We start from the raw sequence: 279 nt of genomic DNA, 5'->3' as shown, positions 1-279 counted from the left end.
AGAAGGAAAGCGCCTACCACGTCGTCTATTGGGCCCTTCGGCGCATGGATGAGGATGCGGCCCGTGCGATCGTTGCGGACTTGGCGCAGCGCCACAATGTCGATGGCTCCCGCCTGGCTTCCGATTTGCTGATGACATGGGATGAACTGCGCGAGTTGGCGCAGGACCCGCTGGTCTCGTTCGGCGCCCATACGTGCGGTCACTATGCGCTCGCGAAGCTGCCGGAGGATCGCGCACGCGCGGAAATCTTTGAGAGTATCGCCCGCCTCGAAGAAGAAC

At 62.4% G+C, this 279-nt stretch carries 1 protein-coding gene; it reads left to right on the top strand.

Translation table 11 applies throughout. The features are described from left to right. Positions 1-279 (top strand): polysaccharide deacetylase family protein (locus MD536_RS21810; protein ID WP_239603885.1); only part of this gene is annotated, 279 nt, incomplete at both ends.

Origin of the sequence: Flavihumibacter cheonanensis, from assembly GCF_022352215.1 — a bacterium.
GTDB classification, from domain to species: domain Bacteria; phylum Bacteroidota; class Bacteroidia; order Chitinophagales; family Chitinophagaceae; genus Flavihumibacter; species Flavihumibacter cheonanensis.
The sequence above is the reverse complement of the archived record's forward strand: the minus strand, read 5'-3'. Positions and strand labels throughout refer to the sequence as shown.